The following is a 352-nucleotide window of genomic DNA, read 5'->3' on the forward strand; positions in this document are numbered from 1 at the left end:
TTTTGGGGATATAGATGCGCCTCAACGGTTGGGGTCGATACCCCCTCCGTTGCAATGACTGCACACCCTTGAGTTTCTGCGTGGGGGTTTTCCAGATTTGGCCATCCACACCGGGGGTGTTACGGCCGGTATTGCTCGTTACGCGCTGTACCGCCAGTAATTTGGCTGAGAACGCATGGGTCAGAAGCCATTGCAGGGCTTTCACCTTGCCCCAGCGTCTTTCCTGGGTTGCCTTCGCGATACGCATTTGCAGTCGCCGCACCTGCTGTTCAATGGCCCGCCAGTTGATGACATCCCAGTGAATAGCCTCGAAGGTTGCACCAGTCACCGGTTTACCCGCTGCTGTCATTTG

General features: G+C 56.2%; 1 protein-coding gene. It reads right to left on the reverse strand.

What is annotated here, in order from left to right; all coding sequences use genetic code 11:
* A partial coding sequence (locus C5470_RS22285) for a reverse transcriptase N-terminal domain-containing protein (RefSeq protein WP_422631105.1) occupies window positions 1–328 on the reverse strand: 328 nt, incomplete at its 3' end.
* Window positions 329–352: the final 24 nt, after the last annotated feature.

Source organism: Photorhabdus stackebrandtii, assembly GCF_011189495.1.
Taxonomy (GTDB): Bacteria; Pseudomonadota; Gammaproteobacteria; order Enterobacterales; family Enterobacteriaceae; genus Photorhabdus; species Photorhabdus khanii.